The organism is Streptomyces sp. MZ04, assembly GCF_004684775.1.
Lineage (GTDB): Bacteria > Actinomycetota > Actinomycetes > Streptomycetales > Streptomycetaceae > Streptomyces.
In genome coordinates, this window is record NZ_SRIC01000410.1 from 1 (window position 1) to 5793 (window position 5793).

Consider the following 5793-nt stretch of genomic DNA (forward strand, 5'->3'; position numbering starts at 1 on the left):
AGATGTTTATAAGAGACAGACGCTGTCCTTCGGCCTGGCGGAGGAGAACCTCAAGGCGTTGTGAACTCCCTTGTGAACTCCCTTTGTACGTAGGTGAGTCGGCCCCGGCGATGAGGCTCGCGCCGGGGCCGACTCAGGTGCGGTGCATCAGTAATCAGTAACTGATGCAGGCCGAATGCCACTCCGTATAGAAGTCCCACACCTGCGGCGAGCACTCGGCGGGGCCGTACTGCGAGGCCTTGGAGCCGAGGTGCGGGAGGTGCGCGTACGCGCCCACGCCCGGGCGGTTCACGTGCAGCATGCCCGCCTCGAAGCGGTCCACCGCCTCGAAGGCGCGTGACTGCGACGCGGTGAAGACGGTGCCGGACATCCCGTACTTCACCGAGTTCGAGATCCGCAGCGCGTCGTCGAAGCCGTCCGCGTCGACCACGGCGAGTACGGGGCCGAACACCTCCTCCTGCGCGAGGTCGCTGTCCCAGGGGACGTCGCGGATGACGGTCGGCTCCACGTAGCAGCCGTCGGGCAGGCCCGGGCGTGTGGCGCGTCCGCCGCCGCACAGGACCTTCCCGCCGTCGCGCGCGGCTCCCGCGATCGCGGTCAGCGCGGCGTCCATGCGGGCGGTGTTCACGACCGGGCAGACACGGGAGTCGGGGTCGTCGCCGGGGCCGACGCGCAACGCCGCGACGCGGGGTACGAGCCGCGCCAGGAAGGCGTCCCGCACGCGTACGTCCACGACGGCCCGGCTGGTGGCGCTGCACCGCTGCCCGGCCTGCCCGAAGGCGCCGAGTACGACGGCGTCCACGGCCCGGTCCAGGTCGGCGTCGTCGCAGACGATGACCGCGTTCTTGCCGCCCAGCTCCAGCTGGGTGCGCAGGAGGCGGTGGGCGCCGCCGGTGTGGATGGCCGTGCCGACCGGGAGCGAGCCGGTGAAGCTGATCCCGGCCACCGCCTCGTTGGCGACCAGGGCCTCGCCCGCGGCCACATCGCCCTGGACGAGGTTCAAGACGCCGTCAGGGACGCCCGCCTGCTGGAAGACCTCCACGAGGAGTGCCGACGTGAGAGGGGTGAGCGGGGACGGCTTCAGTACCGCAGTGCAGCCCGCGAGCAGGGCCGGGGCCACCTTCCACAGGGGAATGGCGAGGGGGAAGTTCCAGGGGGACACCAGGCCCACGACGCCGATCGGACGGCGGAACGTGTACGCGAAAGTGCGTTCCTCCTCCGCCGGCGCGGTCACTCCGCCGAGGAGGCGGGCCTGGCCCGCCGTGAAGTCCAGTACGGCGAGGGAACGGGCGACCTCGCCGCGTGCCTCGCCGAGGAGTTTGCCCTGTTCACGGGTGATGGCGGCGGCGAACTCCGGGGCCCGCTCACGGAGGATTCGGGCAGCTTCGGTCAGGACGGCCGCGCGTTTGATGGGGCCGAGCTCCCGCCACCGGGGCAGGGCGGTGGCGGCGGCGTCCACCGCGCGGTCGATGTCGACGCCGCCGGACTCGGTGAACTCGCCTATGGCGTCGGTGAAGTCGGCCGGGTTGAGGTCGCTGCGACTCTGGCCGGATTCGCTCGGGGCCCACTGGCCGTCGATGAAGTTGAGCAGGAGGTGCGGGGCGGGATCGTGCGTCGTTCGGTGTGCCATGCGCTCCCCTTCGCTGGACGCGGCCGGCTTCGGTGCCGGTGCCGGGCGTCGTCAGGTTCGCGCAGGTGGGGGGCGGTCACAATGCTCGATTCGCGAATGACCTTGATAGCCGGGGTCTATGAGGGCCGGTGCGTGGCTCAGGTGGTGGAGGTGAGCCAGCGGTACACATACTCCGGGCGGCCCACATGGCCGTACTGCGGGGTGCGGGTGGCGCGGCCCGTGGTGACCAGGTGCTCCAGATAGCGGCGTGCGGTGATGCGGGAGATGCCGACGGACTCGGCGGTGGCCGCCGCGGTGAGGCCGTCGGCGGGGGCGTCGCGCAGGCCGCGGGTCACCCGTTCCAGCGTGGGTCCGCTGAGGCCCTTCGGGAGGGCGGCGGGGCCGGGTGCGCGCAGGGTCGCCAGCGCGCGGTCCACCTCGTCCTGGCCGGTGGCCTCGCCGGCGGCGGTGCGGTAGTCCGCGTAGCGGGTGAGGCGGTCGCGGAGGGTGGCGAAGGTGAAGGGCTTCAGTACGTACTGGACCACGCCCAGGGATACGCCCTCTCTGACCACTGCCAGATCGCGGGCGGACGTCACCGCGATGACGTCCGTGCGGTGGCCCGCGGCCCGCAGGGTGCGGGCGAGCTGGAGGCCGTGGCCGTCGGGGAGGTGGAGGTCCAGGAGGAGGAGGTCGACGTCCGTGCGGTCGAGGGCGCGTTTCGCCTCGGCGGCGGTATGGGCCTTGCCCACGGCGTGGAAGCCGGGGATGCGGTTGACGTAGAGGACGTGGGCGTCGGCGGCCACGGGGTCGTCTTCGACGACGAGGACGCGGATCTGCTCGGTCACTGGGTGCCTCCGTTTGCGGACGCGGACGGGGAAGGGCTGTCCGCAGCCGGAGCGGTGGTCAGGTGGACCTCGAATTCCGCGCCGCCCCCCGGCGCCTCCCGCACCGTAAGTGTTCCCTCGTGTTTCGTCACCGTCTGGTGGACCAGGGCCAGGCCCAGGCCGCGGCCCGTCGCGGCCTTGGTGGACCAGCCCCGTTCGAAGACCGCTTCCGTGTGGGCGGGGTCCACCCCCGGCCCCGTATCCGAGACCCGTAGCGTCAGGCCCTCCTCGTCGGCCCGTGCCGTCACCGTCACGCGCGCCGCCGGGGAGCCCTGGGCCGCGTCCACCGCGTTGTCGATCAGGTTGCCGAGGACCGTGACCAGGTCGCGGGCCGGCAGGTCCGGCGGGAGCATGCCGTCGTCGATGCTGCTGTCGGGGGAGACGACAAGCTCCACGCCGTGTTCGTTCGCCTGAGCCGCCTTGCCCAGGAGCAGGGCGGCGAGGACCGGCTCGTTGACCGCCGCGACGACCTGGTCCGTCAGCGTCTGGGCCAGTTCCAGCTCGGCCGTGGCGAAGTCGACCGCCTCGTCTGCGCGGCCCAGTTCGATGAGGGAGACCACCGTGTGGAGGCGGTTGGCGGCCTCGTGCGCCTGCGAGCGCAGCGCCCGCGTGAAGCCGCGCTCCGAGTCCAACTCGCCGGTGAGGGCCTGGAGTTCGGTGTGGTCGCGCAAGGTGACCACCGTTCCTCTGCGCTCGCCGCTCGACACGGGGGACGTGTTGACGACGACCACCCGGTCCGCCGTCAGGTGCAGCTCGTCCACCCGGGGCTCGGCGGCGAGCAGCGCGCCCGTGAGGGGCGCGGGCAGGCCCAGTTCGGCGACATTGCGGCCCACCAAGTCGCCCGATACGCCGAGCAGTTCGCGTCCCCCGTCGTTGATGAGGGCGATCCGCCGCTGCCCGTCCAGCATCAGCAGGCCCTCGCGCACCGCGTGCAGCGCCGCCTCGTGGTAGTCGTGCATCCGGCTCAGCTCGGTGGCGTTCATGCCGTGGGTGTGGCGGCGCAGGCGGGCGTTGATGACGTACGTACCGACGGCGCCGAGCGTGAGCGCGGCCGCGGCGACGCCGAGCAGGGCAAGGAGCTGGCCGCGCGCCTTCTCGCTGATCTCCTCGATGGTGATGCCCGCGCTGACCAGGCCGGTGATGGGACCGCTCCCGTCGCCGTCCCGGATCGGGGTGACCACGCGGACGGACGGGCCGAGGGTTCCCGTGTACGTCTCCGTGAACGTCCTGCCCTTCAGCGCCTCGGCCCGGTGTCCGAGGAACACCTCGCCGATGCGGCGCTCGTCGGGGTGCGTCCAGCGGATGCCGTCCGGGTCCATGATCGTGACGAAGTCGACGCCGGTGTGCCGGCGCACATCGGTCGCGTACGGCTGGAGGATCTTCGTCGGATCCTCGCCGCGCACCGCCGCACGTACCGAGGGGGAGTCCGCGACGGCCCGTGCCGCGGCCGTCGCCTGGCGGCGCGCGCCCTCCTCCGCCTGCCGCTGGTCGCTCAGGAACGTGAACAGCGCGCATCCGGCCACCACCAGGGTGACCAGGACGATCTGCATCGCGAAGAGCTGGCCCGCGAGGCTGCGCGGGCGGGCTGGACGGGTGAGGGGCATGGTGCCAGTCTGCCTCGCCGTATAAGCACGAACTAAATGAACGTAAGGGTGACCGCCCTCACAGGGCGAGAGATAGTCGCCGGGATTCCCCGCCCAGGACGTGAGCCGCACGCACTGGCTGAAAAACGCCGACGTAGTCGTTCAAGGAGGGCCCCCGTGGCCGACACCACCGACAGCAAGGTGGCACCGGACCCCGCAGCGAAGCGGGACCGCACCCACTATCTCTACATCGCCGTCATCATCGCCGTCGTGCTCGGTATCGGCGTCGGCCTGCTCTTCCCGGACTTCGCCAAGGAGCTCAAGCCGGTCGGTACCGGCTTCGTGAGCCTGATCAAGATGATGATCTCGCCGATCATCTTCTGCACGATCGTGCTCGGCGTCGGCTCGGTCCGTAAGGCCGCCAAGGTCGGCAAGGTCGGCGGGCTCGCGCTCGGCTACTTCGTCGTGATGTCGGTCGTCGCCCTCGCCATCGGCCTGCTGGTCGGCAACATCCTGCACCCCGGTTCCGGCATGGACCTGACCGAGGCGGCCAAGGACGCGAGTCACGCTGCCGCGGACGAGGCCAGCACGGGAGCCGTCGACTTCCTGATCGGGATCATCCCGACCACGCTCGTCTCGGCGTTCACCGAGGGCGAGGTCCTGCAGACCCTGCTCGTCGCCCTGCTGGTGGGCTTCGGCCTGCAGGCGATGGGCACGGCGGGCACGCCGGTCCTGCGCGGCATCGAGCACATCCAGAAGCTGGTCTTCCGGGTCCTCGGCATGATCATGTGGGCCGCCCCGGTGGGCGCGTTCGGCGCGATGGCGGCGGTGGTCGGCGAGACCGGCACGGACGCCCTGAAGGCCCTGGCGACGATCATGATCGGGTTCTACGTCACCTGTGCGCTGTTCATCCTGGTCGTGCTCGGCACGCTGCTGCGCCTGGTCACCGGCGTGAACCTGTTCAAGCTCCTGAGGTACCTGGGCCGCGAGTTCCTGCTCATCCTCTCCACCTCCTCGTCCGAGTCCGCGCTTCCGCGGCTCATCGCGAAGATGGAGCACCTGGGTGTCAGCCGCCCGGTCGTCGGCATCACCGTCCCGACGGGCTACTCCTTCAACCTCGACGGCACGATGATCTACCTGACCATGGCCTCGCTCTTCATCGCCGACGCCATGGACCAGCCGCTGGGCATCGGCGAGCAGGTCTCGCTGCTCCTGTTCATGATGATCGCGTCGAAGGGCGCGGCGGGTGTCTCGGGGTCCGGCATCGCGGTCCTGGCCAGCGGCCTGCAGTCGCACAAGCCGGGCCTGGTGGACGGCGTCGGCCTGATCATCGGCGTCGACCGTTTCATGAGCGAGGCCCGCGCCCTGACCAACTTCGCGGGCAACGCGGTCGCCACGCTCCTGATCGGTACGTGGACCAAGGAGGTCGACCGGGACCGGGTCACCCTGGTCCTCGACGGGAAGCTGCCGTTCGACGAGAAGACACTGCTCGACGACGGCGGCGACGCCCCTGCCGTGGAGGCCACGTCGACCGTGGACGCGGTCCCCGGCCAGCCCGGCAGCAGCGAGAGCGAGAAGAAGTCGCTGACCGCCTAGATGGTTGATGTGCTTTTACGTGCTGGTCAGCCGGGTCGGGTGGTCGTAGTGGATCAGTGAACGCTTCTTTTCGGTGCTGCAGGCCCAGTTGTGCCAGATCGCCGCGTTGAGGGCCAGGAGC

General features: G+C 70.7%; 4 protein-coding genes. 1 reads left to right on the forward strand and 3 read right to left on the reverse strand.

Annotation, left to right across the window (positions count from 1 at the left end; all coding sequences use genetic code 11):
- Positions 1–154 precede the first annotated feature (154 nt).
- From E2651_RS40615 to E2651_RS40625, 3 genes are all read right to left on the reverse strand, one after another.
- On the reverse strand, positions 155–1630 hold the full coding sequence (locus E2651_RS40615) for an aldehyde dehydrogenase family protein (protein ID WP_135336295.1): 1476 nt from the start codon (positions 1628–1630) through the stop codon (positions 155–157).
- Positions 1631–1767: 137 nt separating this feature from the next.
- Positions 1768–2454 carry a response regulator gene (locus E2651_RS40620; protein WP_135336296.1) on the reverse strand — a complete coding sequence of 229 codons (687 nt, stop codon included), beginning with the start codon at positions 2452–2454 and terminating at the stop codon, positions 1768–1770.
- The gene (locus tag E2651_RS40625) at positions 2451–4097 is read right to left on the reverse strand and encodes a sensor histidine kinase (RefSeq protein ID WP_135336297.1); all 1647 of its coding nucleotides are present in this window, start codon (positions 4095–4097) and stop codon (positions 2451–2453) included. Before E2651_RS40625 ends, E2651_RS40620 begins: the two co-directional genes overlap by 4 nt.
- 156 nt (positions 4098–4253) lie before the next feature.
- On the opposite strand from E2651_RS40625, the gene E2651_RS40630 reads away from it, so the two are divergent.
- Positions 4254–5672, forward strand: a complete 1419-nt coding sequence (locus tag E2651_RS40630) for a cation:dicarboxylase symporter family transporter (protein WP_245239518.1) — start codon at positions 4254–4256, stop codon at positions 5670–5672.
- Positions 5673–5793 lie beyond the last annotated feature (121 nt).

Bases quoted from the DNA above. Each gene is read 5' to 3' on its own strand.
- E2651_RS40615 (WP_135336295.1), bottom strand. From the start codon at position 1,630: ATGGCACACCGAACGACGCACGATCCCGCCCCGCACCTCCTGCTCAAC.
- E2651_RS40625 (WP_135336297.1), bottom strand. From the start codon at position 4,097: ATGCCCCTCACCCGTCCAGCCCGCCCGCGCAGCCTCGCGGGCCAGCTC.